This window comes from Rickettsia endosymbiont of Cardiosporidium cionae, from assembly GCF_015476335.1.
Lineage (GTDB): Bacteria > Pseudomonadota > Alphaproteobacteria > Rickettsiales > Rickettsiaceae > JADHZC01.
The window spans coordinates 58775-85423 of sequence record NZ_JADAQY010000003.1; the positions used below are offsets into that span (position 1 = coordinate 58775).

Sequence of the window (26649 nt, forward strand, 5' to 3'; positions counted from 1 at the left end):
AGATTTTATCAAATGTCAATTAATATATGTTTATAAAATATCGACCAATATATATATAATTAAATGTATATTTAATTATATATAAAAAATTAATTAGTTAATTTAATAAATATATTTCATTAATTTAGTATTATGCTGTAAAATTAAGATATTATTGATATTTTTATATAATGATGTATATGACAGAATTATCTGGTATTATAGGAAATAGTAACATAGAAGAATTACTACAGAGAATAAATGAGGGCTACGACGTAAATGTTCAAGACGGTCTGGGATTAACTCCATTAATGCATGCTATTAAAAGTAATATACAAAATAAATCACAGGTTGTAGAAGTACTAATAGAAGGTGGGGCGAATATTCACGCTAAAGATAAACAGGGAAAGTCAGTCCTAGATTACGCTATTTCAATTTCAAACTACAAGATAGTTAGAAAATTAATAGGAATGAATATAGAAAATTTTGGAAAAGCCTTATTCCTACCCATACATACTGAGCAAGATATGATGGTATCTTCTGCTTCAGTGTTTGCTCCGATATTAATAAATAGCATGAAGAATAAATGTCTCTACAGTGATAAAACATTGGAATATTTATCATCACAATATTTCCAAGGTATGAGAGAAAAAGTGCTACCGTATGTTCTAAACAAAGCATTGCTAGATATATTTAGTGATGATATTAAAAGCAGTAATTCTACAAAGAATAAAGCTATAAAATATATAATGGACATGAGTACAAAACATAACATTACACTAAGTTTATGGCATGATAAACTTGGTGCGACAGCACTACATTATGCAGCTAGAATTGGTAATAAAGATACAATTTCTCAAGTCCTTACAATAGCAAAAAATAGAGATATAGAAAAAAAAGACATTGATGGCCAGACCCCCCTAGCATATGCAGCAAAGTCAGGAAATACCATAACAATAGAAAAGTTAATAACAGCTGCTGGAGCAAATACAAAAGTTAAGGATAATAATAGAAAAACCTTAGAACAAATAGCCTCAGAAAATAATCAGCAGACAGCATTGAATTTAATTAATCAGTGGAACCAAAAGGAACAATCAGTAAATATACATTATCAACGATCTCAACAATTTTATACAACGAACAAAATATTATTGGATCCTAAAGCAAATCCCCACAACGTGAAATATGAAGGTCAACATTTTTATCAAAAAAATAATGAATCATCTAACATCAAGCAAAATACCAACGCTAGCTATGCTGATATGAAAACAGATAGTATGAAAAATCAGAATAAAGTTCATACATCTTCTCATAGCTATAATCCACACAACAATCTGAACAGTAAAAAAGTAGCATTACCTACATTTAATATTGATTCTAATGTAAATCTAAAAAAAGCACATAGTGAAGTGGAGTTACCAAAATTTCATATTGATAATGATACGAATACCAAGGATACAAATATTAATGCAGAGTTACCTAAAATCCCTAAGATAGAATCCACATTTCCTAACAAAATTGTTTCAACAGAACAAAATAGTAAAAAAGTGGAATTACCAAAATTTTCTAACAAAGTTACTGAAACAGAACAAAATAAACAATTCTTTAACAAAATATCTAAAATATTTAAAAATACAGTTGTTCATACCAAAGCTGATAGTAGCGCAACCAACCCCCTGCACAATTTTTCTAATAAATCAGTTAAAAAACCCTTACATAAATAATTGATACAATTTAATTGATAACTGGTAATAAGTAAATATTGAAACTAAATAATTTTAATTTTGCTTAATTGATTAATTTTTTGTTTTAGTATTATTTAAAATAACACCTAGACAAAATCTATATTTTTTATAAATCTATTTGCTACAAAATATATCGTATCTACATAATAAATATATATCTATAAGGATCTTACTTTCTGGTTATTGACAACAATTAATAAACTGGTAATAATAGGATGCCGTCATAAACTAATTATGTGTCGTGATACAATACAGCAAATAAACAACTGCATAGTAATTTTAAATGAAACTTTTAATAGTTGAGTCTCCTTCTAAAATAAAGACTATATCTAAATATTTGGATAAAAATTTTAAAATAGCTGCATCTTACGGACATGTCCGTGCCTTACCTTCAAAAGTAGGTTCTGTACTACCAGAACAAGATTTTTCAATGAAATATGAGATGATAGATAAATCTACAAAACATATGAAGGAAATCATCCAGCTTGCAAAAGAAGCAAAATCAATTTATTTAGCTACAGATCCAGATCGTGAAGGAGAAGCAATATCATGGCATATATACGAAATATTAAAAGAGCAAAAAGAAATTAATACCAACATCATCAAGCGTATTGTATTTTATGAAGTAACAAAAAAGGCAGTATTACAGGCAATTGATAATCCAAAAGATATAAATCTTGAACTTGTTCGTGCCCAACAAGCAAGACAAGCACTCGATTATCTTGTAGGATTCACTTTATCTCCAGTGTTATGGAAAAAATTACCAGGTTGTAGATCAGCAGGTAGGGTACAATCTGTTGCTTTAAGAATCATCTCTGATAGAGAGCAAGAAATAGAAAATTTTGTTTCACAAGAATATTGGGATATATGGGGACATTTTAAAAATACTAAAGGAGAGGCATTTACAAGCAAGTTAATATCAATAGATGACAATAAATTGCATAAATTTTTTCTATCTAAAGAAGAAGAAGCAAGAACTATTGTAAAAAAAATTAAAAATAATAGTTTTTATGTAAAATCATTACAAAAAAAACAACATAAACGCAACCCATATCCTCCATTTATTACTGCATCTCTACAGCAAGAAGCAGTAAAGCAACTAGGATTTTCTGCAAAAAAGACTATGCAATTAGCTCAAAAATTATATGAAGGCATCAAACTATCAACAGATATTATAGGGTTAATCACATATATGCGTACAGATTGTACTATATTGTCTTCTGACGCTATACAAGATATACGTAGCTTAATTCTCAATAAATATGGTAAAGAATATTTGCCAAAATCTCCTATAGTACATAAGTCTAAAACTAAAAATACTCAGGAAGCACATGAAGCAATCAGACCAACAGATATAAATATTACCCCTGATAGTATAAAAGACTATCTTGATAAAGACTCATGGAATTTATACAATATAATTTGGTGTAGAGCTCTAGCATCACAAATGGAAAAAGCAATTATAAATTCAGTAATAGTAAATATCTCCAGCCTTGATAATAAATTTGATTTTAAAGCTAATGGATCTACTGTAGAGTTTGATGGTTTTTGTAAATTATATAGAGAAAAAAATACTGACGAAAACACTGAGAATACAAATGCATTACCAACTCTTACAGAAAATGAGAAATTGTCTGTAGATACAATTAAACCTATACAACATTTTACTGAACCAGCACCTAGGTATAATGAAGCAAGCTTAATTAAAAAACTTGAAGATTTAGGTATAGGTAGACCTTCAACTTATACTAATATTATTTCGGTATTAGAAATAAGAAAGTACGTAGTCAAAGACAGGAAGAAATTTTTTCCAACATCAATTGGTAGGTTACTAAATACATTTTTAACTGGTTTCTTTATACAATATGTTGAATATAGCTTTACTGCAGATCTTGAAGAAAATTTAGATAAAATCTCAACTGGTACAATATTATGGAAAGAACTATTAAAAACTTTTTGGGAGGGTTTTTATTATAATATAAATCAAGTAAATCAATTAAGGATACAGGATATTATACCTTGTATAGAAGAGAAGCTAGATAAGTATCTATTTCATAATAATAAAAAATCTATAGGAGATGCTGATTCTGTAAATAAAAACCAATCACATATTAACAGCAGGCAATGCCCTTCATGCAGTAATGGAACAATAATTTTAAAGCTCAGTAAATTTGGGCCATTTTTATCTTGCAGTAACTATCCTGAGTGCAAATTCACGCAACAGATAGAGAACTCTGCAATCAATAATGATTCCTCAGATATAACCGATAATAAAAAACTCTTAGGAAAAGATATAAATGATAATAATATATATCTAAAAAAAGGACCTTACGGATGGTATCTTGAGTTAGAAAACGCCTTAGACTTAACAAAACCGAAAAAAATTGCTATACCCAAAACTATCAATCCTAATGATATTTCATTAGATGAGGCAATAAAAATTTTATGCCTGCCTAACACTATAGGAAAGTATAAAAACACATCAGAAGATATTATAATTAATGTTGGCAGATATGGGCCTTATATTAAATATATGTCAAAGTTTTTTTATATACCCAAATCCATTAATTTCTCTACCATTACTCTAGAGAATGCAATTAATATCATCGATAATAAAAATCTAAAATCTAAAAAAAATGAATAAAATTTTTAGTAATTAAAATTTATCCTTGAATAAATTCTCCTATGTAATATCATAATTTCTATAATATCATTAGTAACGGATTTTTTAGTAATATGTCTGAAGTGTTTTTTAATGGTAGCAGCGGAAGGATAGAAGGTAGTTATACCGAATCCTGTAACAATAATGCTGCCAAAATAGCATTAGTACTACCTCCCCACACATTATACGGGGGGACTATGCATAATAAGGTTGTTTACAACAGTTATAAAACCTTAGTTAAACACGAATTTAATGTGCTAAGAATAAATTTCCGTGGATCAGGGCGCTCTGAAGGAGTCTTTGATAAAGGTAAAGGAGAATTGTTAGATGCTGCTACAGCTTTAGACTGGTTGCAATTGCGTAATCCAAGTGCTAATTTTGTATTAATTGCAGGATTCTCTTTTGGAGCATGGGTAGCAATGCAATTAATAATGCGTAGACCAGAAATTCAGCATTTCATTGCAATCGCTCCTCCTGTTGATAAATATGATTTTACTTTTTTAAATCCATGCCCTGTATCAGGGTTAATAATACAAGGAGATCTAGATAGTGTAGTGAGTGAGAACTCTGTATATAACCTATCCAATAAATTGATCAAACAGAATAATATTGATATAGAATATAGAGTAATACCAGGGGCTGATCATTTCTTTAGAAACAAGATAGACATTTTTAATCAAGAATTAAGCGACCACTTAGAAAAAACATCACAAAATGATTATAAAAATTTACATCAGCTGAAAAATACTACATATAAACGGCATAATCAAGATACAGAAGTCTTATTGGATTAAAAAATCAACACAAAGATGATTTTAAATACAAATAATATATGCTTCATTTGGGATATTTTGAATATTGCTTGATATTGCATCAAATAGTTCGTTGATAATTTTTTACTCTAAGTGCTAGCTAATGATTTTTAAAATATTAAACTGGAATATAAATTCCATCAGAGTAAGATCTGATCAATTACTGAATTTAATTGCAATATATAATCCAGATATCATATGTCTACAAGAACTAAAATGTACAGAAGAATCATTCCCTTATAATGAGTTCCAAGATCTAGCATATAATATCTATATAAATGGACAAAAAAGCTATAATGGAGTAGCTATTTTATCTAAATTTACCGCTGAAGACATTAAAATAGATTTTTGTGATAATCCTTGTGTCAAAGAAGCAAGATTCATCAAAATAATAGTGAATACTCCCATAGGATTTATAAATATCATTTCATTATATGCTCCAAACGGAGGAGAAATAAACAGTAATAAATTTCAGTTAAAGATTCAATTTTTTGAATCTTTAATAAAATACCTAAACAATTTTGATATGCTAGAGGAAAAAACACTTCTCTGTGGAGATCTAAATATAGCACCCTTTAATATAGATGTATATGACGCAAATGCACTAAAAAATACTACATGCTTTACTTTAACAGAAAAACAGCAAATGAGAAGCATCTTAAATATGGGTTTTATAGACAATTTTCGCCTGAATTACCCTAAAGCACAAGAATTCTCATGGTGGGATTACAGAAAATCTCATTTCAAAAAAAATTTAGGCTATAGGATAGACTTTATATTGTCATCAGCTAACCTAGTAGAATATTTCAGAGACATAGTAATAGAACATAATACAAGAAAATTGCTGCAAGCATCAGATCATGCGCCTTTAATATCTACTTGGGAATCAAAATAATCATCAACTAGGTATCTTAAAATAATCCCTTTGCAGAATATAAGTAATTGTATGAGATTATCAGTTATATAATAACTAAAAATTGATGGCTATATTATCTGATGCAAGAGCTGCCTCTTTGATTGCCTCATTAAGCGTAGGATGTGCATGACAAGTCATCGCTATATCTTGTACAGACCCTCCAAACTCCATATAAGCCACTACCTCAGCTATTAATGTACCAGCTTCCGGACCTATAATCTGCGCTCCTAAGATTTTACCTGTCTTCATCTCTGAGAATATCTTAACTAATCCTTCAGGATGTAGCATAGTGTTTGCTCTACTATTAGCTAAAAATGGAAATTTCCCTACTTTATATGAAATAGCTTTTTCTTTTAAAGATTTTTCACTGTCCCCAACGGTAGCGATCTCTGGAGAAGTATATACTACACTAGGTATAAGTGCATAATTAACTTCTGAAAATTGATTATTCATAAATTCTACAGCTGCGACCGCCTCTTTTTCTGCTTTATGTGCTAACATTGGGCCAGAAATAACGTCTCCTACTGCATAAATATTATGCATACTAGTCTGATATTTTTCATTCACTACTATATTGCCAGTATTATCAATTTTAATATTTAATTTTTCAATACCTAGATCCTTCATATAACTTTTTCTTCCTACTGAAATCAATGCTATATCACTTACTAATTCAACAGTATTTTTATCCTTAAGATCTTCAAGAACTAAGCTTACTTGATTATTATTATCTTTTGTAACAGATTTTATTTCACTATTACACATAATTTTTATTCCTTGCTTAGTTAGTGATTTATGCAGAATATTAGTCAAATCTTTATCTAAAGCCGGAAGTATATTAGCAGAATATTCTATTATAGTGACTTGAGAACCCAACCTATTCCATACTGAACCTAACTCTAAACCTATATAACCTGCACCCACTACAGAAATAGATTGAGGAATTTTAGGCAAAGATAAAGCCTCACTAGAAGTGATAATAATCTCATTATCGAATTCCACTTTATTAAATTCTTTAACAACAGACCCAGTAGCTATTAATATGTTATTGGTAGTAATTTTTTGAATACTCTCCCCATTGTCAGAACTTACTAAGACAGTATTACTATCTTTTATAGTAGCAACACCAGTAAATCTTTGTACTTTATTTTTTATAAACAAACTACTGATCCCAGTAGAAAGATTACTGACTACAGAATCCTTAGCACTCATCATTTTAGCTATATCCAATTTGACTTCAGCATTAATACCAATATCAGAAAATAAGTTACGCGCCTCATAATATTTTTTAGTGAAGTTCAATAAAGCTTTCGATGGAATACACCCTACATTTAAGCAAGTACCTCCTAACCTTTGATTTTTTTCTATACACCCTACCTTCATCCCAAGTTGGGCTGCCCTTATAGCAGCGGTATAGCCTGCGGGGCCTGAACCTATAACAATTAAATCAAACTCAATATCCATATAATTAACACCAATATTTACTTAGTTATACTGCAAGATAATTGCCCTAATCTAGTACATGTTGCCCCTGATTAGCAGTTCTAATTATTAAGAATTCCCTTTTAGCAATAAAATCTTCAAAAGATATCTTACCGGAAGAACCATTAAACTCTTTATTATGTATACTACTAACAAAACTATCAGGATTTTGCAACTCAGTAACATTTTCAGACAAAATCTTCCCTATATCATAGAATAATTTATGTTTGAATAGAATTCTTTTGACACCAATATCTGAAGCTTTTTGGTCCAAATTATCAGAAATTGCTCCTGGATATGTTATAGAAAAATTTTTAATAGAATTAATATTAGCATCATGGTATGTTGCCATAATGGATTTTTTATCTAAACTAAAAAACTTTGATGTATTAAATATCTTATACGCATCATTAATATTGTCATAAACTATTAATATCGGTTTATTTAAATTATCATCCATTTCATTAATATCGTCTACAGTGAGTGATATAGCTTTAACATGTTTATTCAGATCTTCAATGGAATAAAACTCGCATTTGACAACCTTAGCCCCTTTAGCTCTAATAATTTCTGATAAGCCATCTTTTAGCCTAAAAGAATTAGGAGATTTTACCATCAGCATTAAATAATTATCATAATCCTTATTTAAATAGTATTGCACTACTGATGCAAGTGACTCCAAGGGGTTAATACCAAGTACAAAAACTCCCCTGGATGCTAAATTACTATCATTAGATACCGTCATAATAACAGATTGATAATGTTGTAGCTGTTCTATTACCTGTTGATTGATATAACTATTTTCAGTTCCTATCACTACAATATTGACCTTATTTACTATTATTTTGTTAATTGCATCTATTAAGAACTGGTCAGTACTACAATCATACGAAACAAAATCTATAGACTCAGTACTAACATCCTGTATTCCAAGCTTTAGCATACTACTATATTCTAAAGGCATAGATTCAGAGGACTCCGACTTGTCAATTAAAAGTGCTATTTTAGGTATTTGAGATTTTTTATTATAAACAGCATCTTTAGATGTGTCATTAATAATATTATCTGAAGATATTTGAGACTGCACAGAAAATAAATGACAGCCATTCAATAATGATAAAAATAGTATCATTATAAAACTCAGTACACTCTCCTTATACATATTTATATTTATTTATTTTAATCCAGATTTAAAAAATATACGCAGAAATGATACAGCTTAAACATTGTTTTTATCAAACAAAAAACTATAAAACAACATATAAAAGTGATAGCAAGTGTATACTTACCAATAATTATCTAAAATCATCATAGCAAATATAACCATAAACCATAATCAGGCATTTTTACTAGAATGTGGAGCTAAGCGGGATCGAACCGCTGACCTTTTGAATGCCATTCAAACGTTCTACCTACTGAACTATAACCCCGTATATACCACAACATGTAATTTTATTTTTCACTATGCTTTACGTAAGTATAAAACCAGATCAAACCCCCTACAGTAATACAAGCATCAGCTATATTAAATGCAGGAAAATAAAAACCCTTATAATGCAAAGATATAAAATCAAAAACAGCTCCATAGAAAACCCTATCTATAAGATTACTAATACCTCCACCAACAATAAAACTTAATGATAAAACTAATACTGAACCAGTATATGCTTTAAAAAGCATAAGAACAAAATATACTATTATAATAAAGTTGACAAGAAAAAATACAATATTAATGTTCTGAACGCCTTGAAAAAGTCCAAAACTAATACCATGATTCCATACATAAACTATATCAAAAATTGCCGTAACTCTTAATTGATTAGTAAATATTTGAGAATTTTGAAAAAAACTAATAAAGAAATATTTTACTAACTGATCTAATAATACTAAACATAGTACTAATATTAAATATCCTCTATATCGTTTAAAATCCATAATATATACTGGTACAGTAATTGGGCACTAGTTAAGCATTGTACCAATTCTGGTATCAACCTCTGCTATTTCTGCTTGATAATCCAAATGCTTACTTAATTGTGCAATATCTTTTTTAAATTTATTAAACTTCTCAAGAGATTTACCTGAAAGATAGATTGTAGGTATATGTTTTATATTTAAAGGATTAACTGCTCTACCATTAATTCTCACTTCATAATGCAGATGGGGTCCTGTAGATTTACCTGTACTTCCAACATAAGCTATCAAATCTCCCTGTTTGATACGGCTACCTTTAGTAAGGTTTTTAGCAAATTTTGATGCATGTCCGTAAACGGTAGTTAAATTATTACTATGAGCTAGCATGACAAAATTTCCATACTTAGCATGGTAACCCATGGCTTCTACTACAGCATTTGCTGAAGCATATATAGGGGTACCCTTAGGAGCGGCTAAATCTACTCCTTTATGCATTCTAACACTTCTAAATATAGGATCCTTCCTATAACCGAAGCGTGATGTAATTCTATAAAACTTAAGAGGCATAGCGAAAGATCTGCTTTTTATAGCTCTACCATTACTATCAAAAAATTGATAGTGTTTTTTACTACTAGTAAAATATCTATATATTTTGTGATGATTATTTTTAGTACTTATGCTAGCGTATAATATATTACCATAGTGCGACACCTTATTATCTTTTGTAATAAATTTTTCAGCAATTACTGTAACTTTATTACCTGGATGAATAGACTTTTTAAAATCTATTTCGTTTCTAAATTCAGAAATTAAATCTGATATGATACGATTAGGTACCCCAGATTTCTTTAATGAATTTATAATATTTGTAGATATAATAACGTTGTATTTTATTAATTTTTTTGTTAATTCGACTACATTATGCTGTATATCAAAATTTCCATTCTTTAGCTTATAAAATACAAAAGAGTCATTAGCGCCTTGTGATACTACTAATCTAATTAAACTGTTTTTATTAAGGTCAGCCCTATTACTTTTAGTTTTAGAAGTATATTCAATTGAAACATCTTGTCCTATATTAAGACTAAATTTAGGATTAATTTTTCGATTAACCAATTTTGTAATTTCTGTAATATCACTTTGGTTAATATATTCTTTGTGCAAGATTTTATATAGACTATCTCCTGGCTTAGTATTCACTATTTTTAGCTTGCTTGTAGTGTTATTATTATCTACAACTTTTTGAGGGCTAACAATAGAGCGTACATTTGTATCTAAATTTTTAGCAAATAAAAACACACCAGTAATTATTAATAATAAATTAATAAATATGCGATGAAAAAATAATTTAAACACTAATCTAAAGAAGGCAAAAATGGAACATATCATAATGGTTAACACATAAACATAGCTAGAAAAATCTTTGAAAATTTAGTAAATCAACAACGATATAAAGCAGAAAACAACCACTAAAACACCACAGACCCATTATAATGCTAAAACAGAAAAACCACAAACTAATTAATAACAATCTCAAAACATCTAGTAAGTCTATAGAAGAGCAAATATATAAATGAAATACTTATTAATAGAAACGACCATCTCTACAAAACACTATGACTGCTTAGCTTTAAATCTTTTATTTACCTTATTAATGACTAACAACCTCCCTTTTCTTCTAATTAAACGACAATTCTTATCTCTTTTCTTCAAAGACTTCAGCGAACTAACTATTTTCATATATTTATTCTATAATACAAAAGACAATATTAATAAATCAAAAAACTTAAATCCGGATTAAGCAAGATATAAATCTGTATCAGATATAAGTATGACAAAGTATGTATAAACTATAAAACACATTCTAATACATATAAACAAAAAAAATTAGCATATCAAATACTTAATCCAAAGCTAAAACAGCTTAACAAAATAATTCTAAAATTTGTACTGAAAAAATAACAAAAACCCCCCAGAATTTTGAGGTATAATATCTAATTGTAAACGCTGGCCAGTATTAAGCAACACTACATCTTGGTGCTGCACACACGAATTATCATTAATAACACTTAATCTTTTATCTTTAAATGATTCAAAATCCTGTACTCGACATAATTTTTGTTCCAGATATACATAACGTATTAGAGACTCATAATATGGGTTACTATCTAGATACTCCTGACTAATGCCAAAAATATCTAAAACAGGATAGCTATAAAAAATGAGTCTCTTACTAAGACTAAATAACATCACGGCATGCCCAGTATCTGCTAAAAATCTTGACAATACTGTAATAATTTCTAAAGCATCATAGTTTGTGACATATTTTGTTATATCGAATGCTACAGAAGATATTTGCTGATTACCTTTAAGCAATCTGTCACTAATACTATATATGTAGTCTGTACCCTTAACAAAAATCACTCTGTTAGAATCATAACTCTTAATATTTTCTAAAAACATTTCTTTTGCTATATGTCTAGATCTATCATCAATTTCAAAATACATGCTATCTACGGATGCAGCAGTATCACTACTTGCTACAACTAACCTAGTAAATTCTGGATTGCAATATAGTATCTGCAAAGACGAATCTCTTATGCAGACTGCACAACTCATACTATCAAGTGCCCCCTTAAGTACATCACTAATTTTAGTTAATGAATCAAATTTTTTCTTTAAAATTGTATATTTCGATATATATGAACGAACCTTAGAATAAAGCCTAATATTAAGAACTACCAATAGCGCAAGCGTAATACATAAAACAGCACCATATAGTGAGATTTTAAGAGAGGTATAATAAAGTACACAGCACACTAGCAAATTGACACCTAAAACACTAGATATAAAACCATAACTCAAAATAAATTTTAACTTTGTCATTACATAACATACTGCAATTAATACATAAACAATGATAAACAACACGTCATTTCCCTGTACAATTTCAGTACAATGAGATAATATCGTACTATATCAATTTGACTAAAAACACCCATACCACTACGATGAATCTACTCCACAAACTCTTAATATAACAATGCAAAGAATTCCGGTTGATTATATAATATTTTTAAAATAAAATAAAGGACATTTTTTATTTCTCAGATTATCTTGCTATTACTAAAGAAAATCATATCATTAAATAAGACATTAATATAATGCCCAGTATATTTGATAAAAAAAAACTTGAGCACGTAAGCATTGTAAATAATAACAATAATATTGATAAATGTTGTAACTATTTTGATCATATCAGGCTCATACATAGAGCATTACCAGAGTTATCGTTAAAAGAAATAGATCCATCAGTATCTTTTTTGGGTTATAAGTTAAGTTTTCCTTTAATTATTTCTCCTATCACAGGTGGTAGTAGTAGCAGTTTAAAAAAAATTAATTACAATTTGGCTAAAGCAGCAAGCATAACACAAATAGCAATGTCTGTAGGGTCACAAAGAATTATGTTTCATGATACCCTAGCAACAGAGAGTTTTGATCTTAGAAAATTAGCTCCTAATATTCCATTAATTTCGAATATAGGAGCAGTACAGTTAAATTACGAGCTAGAAAAAAAGCATATATCTAAGGCAATAGATTTGTTGAAAGCGGATGCTATTTACCTACATTTAAACCCATTGCAAGAAGCAATACAAGAAGAAGGAAACACAAATTTTAGTAATTTAGCATCTAAAATTGGTGAGGTAGTAAGTTCATTAGCTGTACCTGTGATACTAAAAGAAGTAGGTTCAGGCATGTCTAATACTGATATAGAAATAGGATTAAATCATGGAATAAAATATTTTGATATTGCAGGCTCTGGGGGCACATCTTGGAGCCGTGTTGAACATGAAAGAATCTCTATAAAAGAAAAAGTAAAAAATAATATATCTGATATCGGAATAACATTTGAAAATTGGGGTATACCCACTTATATTGCACTAAAAAATTGCAGTATATACCACGATAAAGCAGTATTCATATCTAGTGGAGGTATTAGAAATGGTATAGATATAGCAAAATCAATAATATTAGGAGCGTCACTATGTGGAATAGCTAATGTTTTTTTAAAAAAAGCTATGATTTCAGTGGATGCAGTGGTAAAAGAAATAGAGAAAATAAAGCAAGAATTTGTACTCGCAATGTTTCTGTTAGGTATTAAAAATGTTAATTCATTATTTTTAAACAAATCTTTAATTTTATCCAGTTAGCTAATTAATCAAATAATTAAAAATTAAATAAAATGCATAAATATAGAACACATCACTGTGATGAGCTAAGAGTTGCTGATATTAATAAAAAAGTAAGATTATCTGGGTGGGTATATAGAAAACGAGATCATAGCAATCTATTATTTATTGATTTAAAGGACCATTACGGTATTACACAAATTGTATTCAAAGATGAAATATTAAAAGAAAAAGCTAAATATATAAAATATGAATCAGTCATCACTATAACAGGGATAGTAATAAAACGAAGTCAAAAAAATACAAACACATCAGTAAATACAGGAGAAATTGAAATATTTGCTGAAGATTATAATTTAGAATCAGAATCAGAATCATTGCCTTTTACTATCAACTCCGATCAGAAAATACCAGAAGATTTAAGACTACAGTATAGATTTTTAGATCTCAGAAGGGATGTAATGCATAAAAACATAGTGATGAGAGCCAAAATTATCTCTACTATAAGAGAATTAATGGAACAACAAGGTTTTATTGAAATACAAACCCCTATCCTTACATCTAGCTCTCCAGAAGGAGCAAAAGATTTTTTAGTACCAAGCAGTACAAATAAAGGTAAATTTTATGCACTACCACAGGCTCCTCAACAATTTAAACAATTATTAATGATTTCAGGATTTGATAAATATTTTCAAATAGCCCCGTGCTTCCGTGATGAAGCAGCTAGAGCTGATAGATCCCCCGGAGAATTTTATCAACTAGATATAGAAATGTCCTTCGTAACACAAGAAGATATTTTTAATAATATTGAACCAATTCTATTTAATCTATTTTCAAAGTTTTCTGATAAAAAGATATCGAGTAGGCCTTTTAAAAGAATTAAATACGAAGATGCAATCAACAAATATGGTACTGATAAACCAGATTTAAGAAATCCAATTATCATTACAGATAGCACACATCTATTCAAAGATACAGAGTATACATTATTTAATAATATGATTAAAGATGGTGCAGTAGTCCTAGCAATTCCAGCTCCTGAAAGTAGTAATAAAAAATCACGAAAATTCTTTGATGATATCTTAGAATTTTCTGTATCTCAGGGAGCAAAAGCTTTTAGTTATTTAAGACTTTCTGCTACAGGAGAAATAAAAGGACCATTAGCAAAATTTATTAAAACACATCAAATAACAGAATTTAAGAAAATATTATCCATTTCTAATGGAGATTCAGTATTTTTTATATGCGATTTTAAAGATCAAACATTGAAAATAGCTGCAAGCATAAGAACAGAGTTAGGAAATAAATTAGATCTAATTAATAATCAAGAATTTATCTTCTGTTGGATAACAGATTTTCCACTATACCAAATTAATAAGGATACCAAAAAATTAGAATTTTCACATAATCCATTTTCTATGCCACAATGTACAATAAAAGAATTTGATTCTATTGATAATACTGAAGAAATACTAAAAATTAAATCTTACCAATATGATATAGTATGCAACGGAATAGAATTATCAAGTGGAGCAATACGTAATCACAATCTAGAATTTATGTATAAAATCTTTAATATCATTGGATATGATCAACAACATGTTAATAGTATCTTTTCTGGTATGACTAAGGCTTTAAAATATGGAGCTCCTCCACATGGAGGTATAGCACCAGGCATAGAACGCATTGTAATGCTTCTCAGTGATGCACCTAATATCCGTGAAGTCACTGCATTTAGTATGAATCAACAGGCAGAAGATATGCTAATGAATGCCCCTAGTGAAATTGAAGAAAAAAGACTAGAAGAACTCAATATTAAGGTAATTCGAGACTAAATAAATGGTACATAAATACATAAATTACAACTTGAATAATGATATAATACACCTATGTTCATGATTTTTTAGCTACGATAATCCCCCAATCATTTATTGATCCACTATAATTTACTTGAGTAAAACCTATTGTATATAATATTTGAGTTATCTCTGATTTTGAATACTGTCTGCCAGATGAAAAAATATTCATACTCATATTGCATCTGACAGCATTTAACGGACCGGTTCCTAGATCATTCAAAAAAATTTCATGAATAATAATTAATCCATCCTGATGCAAAGACTGAAAAACTTTTGATAAAACTTGTCGACAGATATCTATAGGCCAATCATGCAAAATATCTGCAAGAAAATATACATCAGCAGAGAATAAATCATCTACAAGAAAATTTACAGACTCAGTGCGAATTCTATCTCCTAATTTTTCATTTTCTATATATTGCTGAGCAATCTTTGTTACCGAAGGCATATCCAAAATTATTGCATTCAATTTTCTGTATCGTTTACACACAGCAACAGAATGGGTACCAAGCCCCCCTCCTAAATCTACAAATAACTTTTTATTCTCTAAATCAACAAATTCCGGCCAATAATCGGATGTAAATAGGCTTTTGGCATGCATTGCATAAGTGAATTTTTTCACAATTGCTTCATCTTCATAATACTGTTTTGAAAATAGCAAACCACCTAAAGGGACTGTCTTATTGTGTAATATTGCTTCTTTGATTTTATTATAACTCCTTGATTCATCACAATCCATATAAAGATATCTAACAAAATCACCATAGTAATATTTACTAGAGCTACATAAAAATTTATTTGATGCCTCCGTATTTCTATAATTAAATTGATCATCGCATAACAACAACCCTTCTGCATAACATAATAACGTCAAGCTCTGTGCCTTTTGATAATCTAAACTAAATTTAGCAGAAATATTTTTAATATTTTTATAACCATCCTGTAAATAATCAAATAACCCTATATCAATTGCTACAAACACAGCTTTTGATGAGGTTACACGATAACATATATCCCGAATTTTTTGCTCTTCAGCATTTTGTATATTTTTACCTGACATATCCCTTATACAATTTATTGTTTATAGCCTATTTAATATAGATGTAATTAACAAACTATAAATATTTTTATATTAAAATATTATACTAACAGTTTTAAAACAATTCACAACAGCTTACAATCAAAATCGCAAATCTGTATAATCGATACAACTAAAAATAACGAAGATAATTATCGACTTCTTAATAATCGTATGAAAATTACAGACATTATTTAAATATGAACGAGCATAGCTATAATATAACACTCATTATTAACTAGGCAGGATTCTTTTTAAGGGCATCTGATAATCTAAGTTGATATTGTTTACTTATACTACACACCGCATAGACCCATAAAATAGCATTCAATAAAAATACTGACAATAAAATTGGTGATATACCTTCGTGAGTAGCAGTAGGGAACAGAGTAAAAGTGATAAATTGCACCCCAGCTCCACAAAATTTACCAACTTTGCCTCCCATAATATCCACTGCAGCTTTGCCCTTAGCTTTTAATTCTTTATCTAGCGGTATATATAACATCTCTTTACTTGCATCAAAAAATGAATATTTTGTACTTTTTCCTAAGATATTCTGTATAGCTCCTGCAATCACTATAAGTATTATTGGTTGTATAGCAAAAACCGTTACAAATATCGAGGTTATATGAGTTTCCAATATAACTCCAATCAAAAAAAATGCTCCTACAGTTGTAATCATTAAAGGTGTAGCTAAAGCTGCAAAAAACCAGCCTATTTTCCTCACTACAACACCACCAAATATAGAAAATACTAAAGTCATGATTCCAGTCCAAAACAGTACCTTAGCCTGATAATTCATAAAATCTGCAGTATTAGGATATAATGCTTTAGTCCTAGACATCCATACACCTTCTATTAAATTTACTGAAACAGAATATGTTGCTACCAATATAAAAATCATTAGAAGATATTTAGAATTAAATATCATTTTTGTACTTTCCTTAAAATTTAAAGCCAGCACATCTATCTTAACATTATGCATCTGATTCAACTGCTTAACATAAATCACATCTATTACCTTATGCAATATAAGACATATAGTAGCGGATACAATAACTAATATTGTTATAATCTTTAACAAAACTATATTGTCAGTATCTACAGACATAGGAAAAAAGATCTGAGATAAAAATTTTTTATGTTTGATAATCCAAGATATTACTTGACCTGATAATAACAAATTAGATTGTCCAAAAATACTAAACAAAAAATAAAATCTTTTTGATTCATTAACCGATGTAATCTTATTGATTAATTGCCAAAACATTAATGAAAAAACAACCATTGGCCATAATTCTCCCATAATGTAAAAAGTAACACACCCCCAATGGCCTACCATAACTATAAACCATTTTAGGTATGGAAACAAAGAGACATAATATAGTATTGTATCTTCTTTAAGATGTAGATATGAATAATATGGATAAATTAAAAAAGCAAATATAGTAAAAAAAGATATAAAAAAAACTACAACAACTCTAAATATCTTCTCAGTGCTCATAACATTACATAACTTGGTATAGACCACTACAAATAGTATACCTACAGGAAACTCCCCCCATAATTTTATAAAACTTATAATCTCTGTGCCTATGAGGGTCACTACAAAGCTATCTTTTAAATTACGTATTAAATTCTGATTAAACAGTATAAAAAACATCAATGATGCTATAGAAAAAAATTTAATTTTTTCTCCACGAACAACAGGAAAAATGATAAACTCCAACTTTTTATAGTAAGCTATCATATACCGCAGATTAATAATAATTTTTTCCATATATATAATTTTTCCTCTCTCTTTTAGCTCAATACTACTTTAATAGTGCAGCATCTTCAAATAAAAAATCTAATGTTGTAATAGCAGTACAACTGATAATACTATAAAAGTATAAACCACTTGATAACTGACTATAAAAAATACTGTCAATTTTTATTTAATGGATTCCATGATAAGAAAAAACTTGAAATAGCGTACAAAATGACTTGGTTATGAATATTGAATCTATTTCAAAAATATTTAAATAGTATAAACACTAGCTAATTGTTAAAATATACAAACACTAAAAAATTCGCTATTAAAAAATACAAAAATCAGCACCACTTTAGAATTGATTTTATGTAGCATAAAGCAAAACGAAACTAGAATTCTAAAACAAAGTTTAATTTTTATAAATTAATCAGTATAATTTTTGATATAAAAAACTTTTGTATTAAATATTGAGTGTAATTTTCAAATAGGGTTTATGTATTGTATATCTGGTATGATTCATATCAATTCCATACCCAATAGATCCAATAAAATTATAGTAATTAATATTCAAAGCTGCATCTAAGTTATAATTTAATGTATTGTTCAAGGCTTTATTCTGTATGATAGATAATTGAGAAATATCTTTTGGCTGCGTTATACTGTCCTGACTATTATGGATTTGGTACATAACTAAACCCTTTAAATAAAAACTATAAAATAAGTTATCTGCCACTTCAATTGCACGAGAGTTAATAATAGATCCCAATACCAAAGAACAACTACTTAAACCATCCTGATCAGTCAATAAATCTTTATCCGATCTTTTATAACTAGTAGGATTTAAATTAGTGTATTGGATGCCGCATATCGGGCTCAGTATACAATATTCAGAAAGATATTCATATCCGAGTAAGGCAGACAGTGAGTAAATTTTACGATTGTTATAACAATAATTCACTTCATCTATTAAATTTTGTACTTCTAATTTATCCACGCTAAATAGCCCAAAAGAATTAGTAATTTCTATAAAATTTCTATTTTTAGTGTAATATCTACCAAATATTGAAAATAATGTATCATTAATAGTAATTTTATTATCTTCTATGGCACTCTGATATCTTATTTTTTTTATAGAACGGTTAATAGATGTACATAAACAATAACTATGATGCATTATATGATCAATGACAATCTTTACATTATGAATATCAACATCATATAAGGTATTTTTATTAAAAGGTTTTTGTTTTATATTATCATGTAATTGTTTTAAATATACACCTCGAGAAAACAATTTAGTATCGACGAAATTAACATTAGCAGATTCTATATTATTGTATAAGTTAGAATATCTGTGGTTAAGATATTGAGACAAGAAATCACTATGTTCATTAACATCTTTTAAGATTTCTACCTCTTCTACAGCATAAAACAATTTTTTTTGATTATTTGGTAATGTAGGATTAGCATCTTCATTCAATTTTTTCTTTGAGTCATTTCTTTCAATATCACCTAAGCCATCCTCAATCAATTCATTTTCACTTCTTTCACTATCACTTAGATCATCCTTAATCAAGCCACCTGCGCTCTTTTCACTATCACTTAATTCAATACCAGATAATGCACCTTCATTCCCAGTAACATCACTATCTCTATCACTATCTCTATCACTATCAGTATATATATTATATACTTTAAGAGCAGGAGACGCAATAATATCATGAAAATTAAATGATACAGGAAAAAAAATCCTGGTAACTTTTATTGAATAATCACTATCTCTATGGCTATCAGTATATAAAATATGTAATTTAGAAGCAGAAAGCAATTTTCTATTAATAGAATTATGAATGATTTTTCTTTTAAAGTTCAGGAGCTTTTTTTTACTATGACGAGCTATATATTTTCTATTAGTAAGAATTTTAACAATTTTCTTAACATCATTAGTATTAGCAGTATTTTTGAGAGGTTGTTCTAATCCATCATTCACTCCTACAGACTTTACACCCGGCTCTGTACTGAAAGTTTTTGCATTATGAATGATTTTTCTTTTAAAATTCAGGAGCTTTTTGTTATCATGATGAGCTACATGTTTTTTATTAGTAGATTTTTTATTGTGATTTTTATTAATCAGCTGATTATGAATTTTAACAAATTTCTTACTACCAGTAGTGTTAGCAGTATTTTTGAGAGGTTGTTCTAATCCATCATTCACTCCTACAGACTTTACACCTGGCTCTGTACTGAAAGTTTTTGCATTATGAATGATTTTTCTTTTAAAGTTCAGGAGCTTTTTGTTATCATGATGAGCTACATGTTTTTTATTAGTAGATTTTTTATTGTGACTTTTATTAATCAGCTGATTATGAATTTTAACAATTTTCTTAACATCATTAGTATTAGTACTACATCTTGAGGTAGATCTTTTAGCACTATCAAATGTTCTATGTGACATTTCGCTACTATTCTTTCTATCATTAGCATTTTTTACTCTCTTATTACTTACAAAACTGCTATCTATAAGACTTTTATCTTCAATATTATTACCTTTATAAAAACGATAGTTCAAAAAATTCTGATCATATTCTGCTTTAATCTTATTTTTCAAGTTTATCAACTCTGATATAATTGCATTACATTCTCCAGAGTTATTAACAATAAAATATTTAATAGATGAATAATCTTTATTAAGGACCTTTATTAAATTATTTATAGCTTCAGTATACTCGCCATCTGCTATAGTGAATCTGCTATTCAATGCTATAAAATCACTATTATTATCAATATTATCTTTGTCTAAAGTTACCTTTTGTAAATTATATTCTAATTTTATAATTTTTATTAAATATTCTTTCATACCTTTTATTACACTGCTTTCAGATAATAGACTTTTAGGAGTATTGACATATAGTTGAGACATAGGATATACAGATTCTATAGATTCTGAAGAGGAAGTATTTTGTATACTTCCAGAATTTATTAACTCCATAGTAGACTCACTAAATACTGTATTAAATGTTTCAGCAAATAATTTAAATCCATTAGAATTAGTTACAACATTATGCAATTCATTGTTACCACTATTCTTATGATTCTCATTCTTATTATTTATGACTGTGTCCTGTATAGTAGAGCGTTTCTTCTTAAAGCGCTTTAAATCTAACACTAATTTGGATATTGGTAATGAATTATTAATATCCAATTTTTGAATATTAGAGGAGTGTTCATTAAGAAACCCAACAATATTATCTATAGCTTTATCATACTCAAGCAGCTCTGTTTTATGACTATTGGTACTTTTACCTGAACTCATTTCTGATAAGTTATTTTCTAGCAAAAGCAAATCTTCTGAGTATTTCTGCATATTATTAATAATAATAGAAATACCCTCAGAAGATGGACTACGATGATTTATTCTAGAAGCAGATTGTGACAATGCTGACTTATATAAGCCACATCTAGAATTTATCAACTCAAATGTAGATTTACTAAATATTGTCTGGAACTTTTTAATAAATAATTCAAATTCATTAGAACCATATGAGATATTAAATGTTAGTATTACAATGATTAATGCAATAAATACATAAAACCTGCTAGCTATACCATTAAAACTATTTCTAAAAAGCATCCGATACAGTAACTTCACTTCTAGTAATTATCAATATTATATTAATAACCTTTAATATTTGATTATACACTAAAAGTATCATAATTGTACTTTTATTATCTAATGGCATTTATTTATACAAAAAATTCATTGTACTAATTAAATAAGATCTGGAGTTGTATTTTATTACATAAAAAGCTAATATAACGCTATATAAACAAAATCTGAAATAGATAGTCGAAACTGTAATTCTCATCAGCTTAAGTGGATCAATACTGCTCACATAGCTAGCTGATAACTTTTAGCACCACTCAGTACCTAGAAGCTTTTAATTTGACTTAAATAAAAATTCGCTGTATAACCTCACCTGAAGCTGCAAACACGTATATCACTAATTGAGTAGTCAAAGATAAATTTTAAGTATAACTGGAATATAGTAATATGTTGTATAGTGATTGGCTGATATATTTCAATAGTTATACCATTACAATTAGTAACTCTTAACCAGTTATCGTAGAAATTATTTGTTATTATCGTAATATGACAGAATTCTATTCTAGCAAACAGCCCTTAAGAGGTATGTATGATTTACTACCTGAAGAGTATACAATTCACGATTATATAATAAAAGAATCACTGTCTATTGCAAATGTGTACAATTACCAGCAGATCAGTACACCCATACTAGAATATACAGCAGTATTTGATAGAACCTTAGGTATTACTTCAGACGTGGTGAGCAAAGAAATATATAATTTTAAAGATAAGAATAGTAAAAATATATGCCTCAGACCTGAATTCACTGCAGGTATTGTGAGATCGATTATTAGTAATAAATTATTACAAAAAATTCCTATTAGATATTTTACCACAGGGCCAATATTCAGATATGATAGACCACAAGCAGGTAGGAACAGGCAATTTCATCAAATAAATTTTGAACATATAGGATATAATAATTTATATTTCGATGCAGAGCTCATAAAATTAGCTTCAAATATATTGAATAAACTTAATATATTGTGTGATACTAGCCTGGAAATTAATTCTTTAGGATTCAACGGAGCCAGAGACAAATATAAGATAATTCTAGAAGAATATTTTATGAAATATTACTTTGATTTATCTGCGTATAGCCAAAATAAAATTAAAAAAAATCCTATCAGGATATTAGATTCTAAAAATCCACAAGATGAAGAAATAATAGCAAATGCTCCAACTATTGAAAAATGCTATGACCAAGAAGAAATAGTTTATTTTGAACAAATCAAAAAATATTTAGATTTATTAGATGTTAACTATAAGGTGAATCCATATCTTGTAAGGGGGCTTGACTATTATTCACATGTTATTTTTGAGTTTATAACAACAAAACTAGGAACGCAAAATACTATTATAGCAGGTGGAAGATATGACAAATTAATAGAAATTATGGGATATAAATCTATACCCTCCATAGGGTTCGCAGGAGGGGTAGAAAGAATAGCTATGATACTCAATGAAAATAGCTTAAATACCACTACTAAAGATACTTGCCCTATAGCATACCTGATATGTATTGAAAATGAAGCGTTTGATCATACGATACTTTTGCTAGAAATGTTAAGATCTAAAAACATTAGAGCATTAATAGGTACAAAGTCACATATCAATGATAATCTTAGTGAAGCTTATAAAAAGAAATGTAAATATGCTATATTTGTAGGAGAAAATGAAAAAAACACCAATAGTTATTCGTTAAGGATATTAAGCAATAATCAACAAAAAAATGTTCAATATCAAGAGTTGATATCAATAATTAGCAGTCATTGTGAACAGGGTTAGCAGATTGCTTTAATCTAGTAATCCTTTCTTTATAATTTCCTCCAAATATATAACTAGCAGATACTAAAATATTAGCACCATGCTGAACTGCAATTGGAGCATTGAAATTATTTATACCTCCATCTACCGAAAACTGTATTTTCGGAATATTTTGAATATTACCTTTAATTTTTTGCATTAGTTGTTTCATTCTGAACAAATTATCTACTATAAAATTCTGCCCTGCAAATCCTGGTTGTACAGTCATGAATAAACAAATATCAATTTTATCTATTAAATCATAAATTATACCCAGATCTGTACCACTAGTGATAGCTACTCCAAATTTAATTTTATGAATTTTCACTTGTTGTATAACATCTATTAGTGCTACTGACAACGCCTCCGGATGTATTGTAATGATATCCGCACCGGCACTCACATAATCTTCTATATAATTTTCCGGATTAGTAATCATAAGATGTACGTCAAATTCGAGCTTGGTGTATCTTCTTATAGATTTTATTATCTGTGGACCAAAAGTCAAATTCGGTACAAAATGCCCATCCATTACATCTATATGAATCATATCAGTACCAGATAATTCTAATAATCTTATCTCCTTCTCTAAGTTAGCTAAATCAGCTGAGAGTATAGAACTAGATATCTTAACCATATTGAACTCAGAATATTGAACTAATTATATTTAAGTAAAATTGACAAAAATACATATTTACAATATAAAAAACTATAAATGATAAAAATTTCATATTAATAATTAATACTAGCATAAAGAATAGCTGTATTATATGATATAAGATCACGGATAGATATCATTTAAAACCAGCAATTAAGCAGTTATGGCAATCAAGATAGCATCAGCAATCAGTTTTGTAATAATTCTATCGGAATTAATGGGATACTCAAAGGGTATGTTTCAATGGACAATAATATTGATAGCGTCTGCCATTACTTATGCTATAAGCAATTATTTTAAAATATTGCCCAAATTCAACTACTTTAATTACAGATCTATATTATATATATTATGGTTACTAAAGGAAATATACTCATCTGCACTTTATGTAGTGAGATTAGCATGGAGAAAAAATATTCAAATAACCCCTCAAATCATTGAAATAGATGCAATAAAAGATTGTGAAGTAGGTACAGTGATTTATGCAAATTCAATTACGTTAACTCCTGGCACTATAACCTTAAATACAACAGATGATATGATCACGGTACATGCTCTGGATTCAACACTAGCAGTAGATCTATTGAAAGGAGATATGAAACAACGAATAAATAAAATAATTAATACAGTACCTACTATACCAAATTAAATCTATCGGAATCAGGTAAAACTTATGATAACAATATGTTTAGTAATATCTGTGTTATGCTCTGTAATATTATTTTTTAAATCATTGTTTAGTAAAAATATTTTTAGCAAAATTGTATTCTTGAATGTAGGCAGTAATCTAATATCTTTATCAATCTGCTTTTTAGGATCATTCAAAACGAATCAAAGCTACGTGGATATAGCATTAATTTATACACTATTATCAGGGATAACAGCCATAGCATATGGTAAATATTTCTTATTAAATAAATCTTAAAAATCTGTTAAATATTTTGTGATATGAGCATCAAAAAACAAATTACAGTATTAGGATGTGGTATATCCGGTATGATAACTGCTATATATTTAGCAGAAAAAGGATTTAAAGTAATAATATTAGAGTCACAACCATATATTAAAAATTATTTGCAAGAAGATATCAGATCTCTTGCTATAACAAATTATAGTAAAGAGCTGTTTGAAGAAATTGGTATCTGGGGCGAGCTAACAATAAATGCTAGAGGTATTAAAAATGTCTATGTAGTTGATAATAAAGCTGATGAAATAATAAATTTCAATGATAATAATAAAGAATTTATAGGGTATATAATAGAATCCAAAAATCTGAGGAATACACTACTAAATCATATACAGAACAATATTATTGATATACAAATCATATACGATACACAATATAAATGCATCAGCAATGATATCAAAGGAAATGTAATCAGCATCAGTTCAGAGAGTGGTCATTATGATCTAATCAGGTCTGACCTTACAATATTGTGCGATAGCAAAGAATCTAAAATAAATAAACAGTATTTCTCTCCTATGTTAGATGAAAGTTATCACCAAACAGCTATAACATTTGTTGTAGAACACGATATAGCTCATGAGGGCGATGCAATAGAACATTTTTTGCCTTCAGGGCCGTTTGCAATATTACCATTAGTATCAGATCACCTATCTTCAGTAGTGTGGAGTTTAAAGGAAGAGTACGCAAAATGCTTAATGTTACTAGAAAAACATGAAATAGAATATATTGTACAGAAAAATTTTGGATCTTTTTTAGGGAATATAAAAATTACTACCAATATACAAGAGTTTCCTCTAAAAAAATACTTAAGTAAGACTTATTACAACAAAAGCTTAATACTAGTGGGGGATTCGGCTCATACAATTCATCCACTTGCAGGGCAGGGTTTGAATCAGGGAATAAAAGATATAAAATTATTAGGTGATATAATTAATAATCAAGATATAAATACTGAAACACTGGAATTATATCAAAAATATCGCATGCAGGATAATCTTGATTTATTTTATTTAACAGACAGTCTAAATAAGATATTTACTAATAATTCTGTGATATTACATAAGTTAAGACAATTAGGATTCAAAATAATTAACACTTCACCAAATATTAAATCACTAATAACAAGATACGCAATGGGTTATAGATAACAAGATACCTAAGATATAAAAACCATCTATTACA

General features: G+C 28.5%; 20 protein-coding genes and 1 tRNA gene. 10 read left to right on the forward strand and 11 right to left on the reverse strand.

The annotated features are described in order from the left end of the window. Positions 1 to 179 precede the first annotated feature (179 nt). The 4 genes from IHI24_RS02615 (at position 180) to xth (ending at position 6093) form a co-directional block, all read left to right on the forward strand. Positions 180 to 1703 (forward strand): ankyrin repeat domain-containing protein, encoded by a 1524-nt coding sequence (locus tag IHI24_RS02615; RefSeq protein ID WP_194966514.1) that lies wholly within the window; start codon positions 180 to 182, stop codon positions 1701 to 1703. 304 nt (positions 1704 to 2007) lie between these two features. Further along, on the forward strand, positions 2008 to 4368 hold the full coding sequence (gene topA / locus IHI24_RS02620; RefSeq protein ID WP_194966515.1) for a type I DNA topoisomerase: 2361 nt from the start codon (positions 2008 to 2010) through the stop codon (positions 4366 to 4368). 92 nt (positions 4369 to 4460) lie between these two features. Further along, complete coding sequence (locus tag IHI24_RS02625; RefSeq protein ID WP_194966516.1) at positions 4461 to 5180, forward strand: alpha/beta hydrolase; 720 nt, start codon at positions 4461 to 4463, stop codon at positions 5178 to 5180. A 121-nt stretch (positions 5181 to 5301) separates the two neighbouring features. Next, entirely contained in the window at positions 5302 to 6093 is a 792-nt protein-coding gene (xth, locus tag IHI24_RS02630) for an exodeoxyribonuclease III (protein WP_194966517.1), read from the forward strand. A 75-nt stretch (positions 6094 to 6168) separates the two neighbouring features. Here the strand turns inward: xth and lpdA are convergent, their stop codons facing one another. The 7 genes from lpdA to IHI24_RS02665 all read right to left on the reverse strand — a co-directional run bounded on the left by lpdA (position 6169) and on the right by IHI24_RS02665 (position 12396). After that, positions 6169 to 7578: a dihydrolipoyl dehydrogenase gene (gene lpdA, locus IHI24_RS02635; protein ID WP_194966518.1), complete on the reverse strand. Its 1410-nt coding sequence runs from the start codon at positions 7576 to 7578 to the stop codon at positions 6169 to 6171. Between the two features lie 46 nt (positions 7579 to 7624). Further along, positions 7625 to 8758 (reverse strand): type 1 periplasmic-binding domain-containing protein, encoded by a 1134-nt coding sequence (locus IHI24_RS02640; RefSeq protein ID WP_194966519.1) that lies wholly within the window; start codon positions 8756 to 8758, stop codon positions 7625 to 7627. A gap of 195 nt (positions 8759 to 8953) precedes the next feature. Next, a tRNA-Ala gene (locus IHI24_RS02645) sits at positions 8954 to 9026 on the reverse strand. A 22-nt stretch (positions 9027 to 9048) separates the two neighbouring features. Further along, complete coding sequence (gene lspA, locus IHI24_RS02650) at positions 9049 to 9531, reverse strand: signal peptidase II (protein WP_194966520.1); 483 nt, start codon at positions 9529 to 9531, stop codon at positions 9049 to 9051. A 27-nt stretch (positions 9532 to 9558) separates the two neighbouring features. Continuing rightward, positions 9559 to 10809, reverse strand: a complete 1251-nt coding sequence (locus IHI24_RS02655) for a M23 family metallopeptidase (RefSeq protein ID WP_194966521.1) — start codon at positions 10807 to 10809, stop codon at positions 9559 to 9561. 315 nt (positions 10810 to 11124) lie between these two features. Further along, on the reverse strand, positions 11125 to 11250 hold the full coding sequence (gene rpmJ, locus IHI24_RS02660; RefSeq protein ID WP_194966522.1) for a 50S ribosomal protein L36: 126 nt from the start codon (positions 11248 to 11250) through the stop codon (positions 11125 to 11127). A 198-nt stretch (positions 11251 to 11448) separates the two neighbouring features. Next, positions 11449 to 12396 carry a hypothetical protein gene (locus tag IHI24_RS02665; protein ID WP_194966523.1) on the reverse strand — a complete coding sequence of 316 codons (948 nt, stop codon included), beginning with the start codon at positions 12394 to 12396 and terminating at the stop codon, positions 11449 to 11451. Between the two features lie 278 nt (positions 12397 to 12674). On the opposite strand from IHI24_RS02665, the gene fni reads away from it, so the two are divergent. After that, positions 12675 to 13721: a type 2 isopentenyl-diphosphate Delta-isomerase gene (fni, locus tag IHI24_RS02670; RefSeq protein ID WP_194966524.1), complete on the forward strand. Its 1047-nt coding sequence runs from the start codon at positions 12675 to 12677 to the stop codon at positions 13719 to 13721. A 32-nt stretch (positions 13722 to 13753) separates the two neighbouring features. Continuing rightward, positions 13754 to 15535: an aspartate--tRNA ligase gene (gene aspS, locus IHI24_RS02675; RefSeq protein ID WP_194966525.1), complete on the forward strand. Its 1782-nt coding sequence runs from the start codon at positions 13754 to 13756 to the stop codon at positions 15533 to 15535. Positions 15536 to 15593: 58 nt separating this feature from the next. Here aspS and IHI24_RS02680 read toward each other — a convergent pair whose 3' ends face one another. The 3 genes from IHI24_RS02680 to IHI24_RS02690 form a co-directional block, all read right to left on the reverse strand. Then, positions 15594 to 16619, reverse strand: coding sequence for a methyltransferase (locus IHI24_RS02680; RefSeq protein WP_194966526.1), 1026 nt, complete (start codon positions 16617 to 16619; stop codon positions 15594 to 15596). Positions 16620 to 16875: 256 nt separating this feature from the next. Then, complete coding sequence (locus IHI24_RS02685) at positions 16876 to 18417, reverse strand: Npt1/Npt2 family nucleotide transporter (protein ID WP_194966527.1); 1542 nt, start codon at positions 18415 to 18417, stop codon at positions 16876 to 16878. Between the two features lie 433 nt (positions 18418 to 18850). Continuing rightward, the gene (locus IHI24_RS02690) at positions 18851 to 22021 is read right to left on the reverse strand and encodes a hypothetical protein (RefSeq protein WP_194966528.1); all 3171 of its coding nucleotides are present in this window, start codon (positions 22019 to 22021) and stop codon (positions 18851 to 18853) included. A 519-nt stretch (positions 22022 to 22540) separates the two neighbouring features. Here IHI24_RS02690 and hisS point away from each other — a divergent pair. Beyond that, positions 22541 to 23824 carry a histidine--tRNA ligase gene (gene hisS, locus IHI24_RS02695; RefSeq protein WP_194966529.1) on the forward strand — a complete coding sequence of 428 codons (1284 nt, stop codon included), beginning with the start codon at positions 22541 to 22543 and terminating at the stop codon, positions 23822 to 23824. Here the strand turns inward: hisS and rpe are convergent. Beyond that, the gene (gene rpe, locus IHI24_RS02700) at positions 23799 to 24479 is read right to left on the reverse strand and encodes a ribulose-phosphate 3-epimerase (protein WP_194966530.1); all 681 of its coding nucleotides are present in this window, start codon (positions 24477 to 24479) and stop codon (positions 23799 to 23801) included. The genes hisS and rpe overlap by 26 nt on opposite strands. A gap of 184 nt (positions 24480 to 24663) precedes the next feature. Here rpe and IHI24_RS02705 point away from each other — a divergent pair, with 184 nt between their 5' ends. From IHI24_RS02705 to IHI24_RS02715, 3 genes are read left to right on the forward strand one after another with little or no spacing between them, the layout of a single operon-like run. Continuing rightward, the gene (locus IHI24_RS02705; protein WP_194966531.1) at positions 24664 to 25149 is read left to right on the forward strand and encodes a Na+/H+ antiporter subunit E; all 486 of its coding nucleotides are present in this window, start codon (positions 24664 to 24666) and stop codon (positions 25147 to 25149) included. Positions 25150 to 25173: 24 nt separating this feature from the next. Next, positions 25174 to 25425, forward strand: coding sequence for a monovalent cation/H+ antiporter complex subunit F (locus IHI24_RS02710; protein WP_194966532.1), 252 nt, complete (start codon positions 25174 to 25176; stop codon positions 25423 to 25425). Between the two features lie 23 nt (positions 25426 to 25448). Next, positions 25449 to 26615 (forward strand): FAD-dependent monooxygenase, encoded by a 1167-nt coding sequence (locus IHI24_RS02715; RefSeq protein ID WP_194966533.1) that lies wholly within the window; start codon positions 25449 to 25451, stop codon positions 26613 to 26615. The last annotated feature ends 34 nt before the right edge of the window (positions 26616 to 26649 follow it).

What these genes read in the sequence shown, in the direction of transcription:
- IHI24_RS02615 (WP_194966514.1), top strand. Translation starts at nt 180, where the DNA reads ATGACAGAATTATCTGGTATTATAGGAAATAGTAACATAGAAGAATTA.
- topA (WP_194966515.1), top strand. Translation starts at nt 2,008, where the DNA reads ATGAAACTTTTAATAGTTGAGTCTCCTTCTAAAATAAAGACTATATCT.
- IHI24_RS02625 (WP_194966516.1), top strand. Translation starts at nt 4,461, where the DNA reads ATGTCTGAAGTGTTTTTTAATGGTAGCAGCGGAAGGATAGAAGGTAGT.
- xth (WP_194966517.1), top strand. Translation starts at nt 5,302, where the DNA reads ATGATTTTTAAAATATTAAACTGGAATATAAATTCCATCAGAGTAAGA.
- lpdA (WP_194966518.1), bottom strand. Translation starts at nt 7,578, where the DNA reads ATGGATATTGAGTTTGATTTAATTGTTATAGGTTCAGGCCCCGCAGGC.
- IHI24_RS02640 (WP_194966519.1), bottom strand. Translation starts at nt 8,758, where the DNA reads ATGTATAAGGAGAGTGTACTGAGTTTTATAATGATACTATTTTTATCA.
- lspA (WP_194966520.1), bottom strand. Translation starts at nt 9,531, where the DNA reads ATGGATTTTAAACGATATAGAGGATATTTAATATTAGTACTATGTTTA.
- rpmJ (WP_194966522.1), bottom strand. Translation starts at nt 11,250, where the DNA reads ATGAAAATAGTTAGTTCGCTGAAGTCTTTGAAGAAAAGAGATAAGAAT.
- IHI24_RS02665 (WP_194966523.1), bottom strand. Translation starts at nt 12,396, where the DNA reads ATGACAAAGTTAAAATTTATTTTGAGTTATGGTTTTATATCTAGTGTT.
- fni (WP_194966524.1), top strand. Translation starts at nt 12,675, where the DNA reads ATGCCCAGTATATTTGATAAAAAAAAACTTGAGCACGTAAGCATTGTA.
- aspS (WP_194966525.1), top strand. Translation starts at nt 13,754, where the DNA reads ATGCATAAATATAGAACACATCACTGTGATGAGCTAAGAGTTGCTGAT.
- IHI24_RS02680 (WP_194966526.1), bottom strand. Translation starts at nt 16,619, where the DNA reads ATGTCAGGTAAAAATATACAAAATGCTGAAGAGCAAAAAATTCGGGAT.
- IHI24_RS02685 (WP_194966527.1), bottom strand. Translation starts at nt 18,417, where the DNA reads ATGGAAAAAATTATTATTAATCTGCGGTATATGATAGCTTACTATAAA.
- IHI24_RS02690 (WP_194966528.1), bottom strand. Translation starts at nt 22,021, where the DNA reads ATGCTTTTTAGAAATAGTTTTAATGGTATAGCTAGCAGGTTTTATGTA.
- hisS (WP_194966529.1), top strand. Translation starts at nt 22,541, where the DNA reads ATGACAGAATTCTATTCTAGCAAACAGCCCTTAAGAGGTATGTATGAT.
- rpe (WP_194966530.1), bottom strand. Translation starts at nt 24,479, where the DNA reads ATGGTTAAGATATCTAGTTCTATACTCTCAGCTGATTTAGCTAACTTA.
- IHI24_RS02705 (WP_194966531.1), top strand. Translation starts at nt 24,664, where the DNA reads ATGGCAATCAAGATAGCATCAGCAATCAGTTTTGTAATAATTCTATCG.
- IHI24_RS02710 (WP_194966532.1), top strand. Translation starts at nt 25,174, where the DNA reads ATGATAACAATATGTTTAGTAATATCTGTGTTATGCTCTGTAATATTA.
- IHI24_RS02715 (WP_194966533.1), top strand. Translation starts at nt 25,449, where the DNA reads ATGAGCATCAAAAAACAAATTACAGTATTAGGATGTGGTATATCCGGT.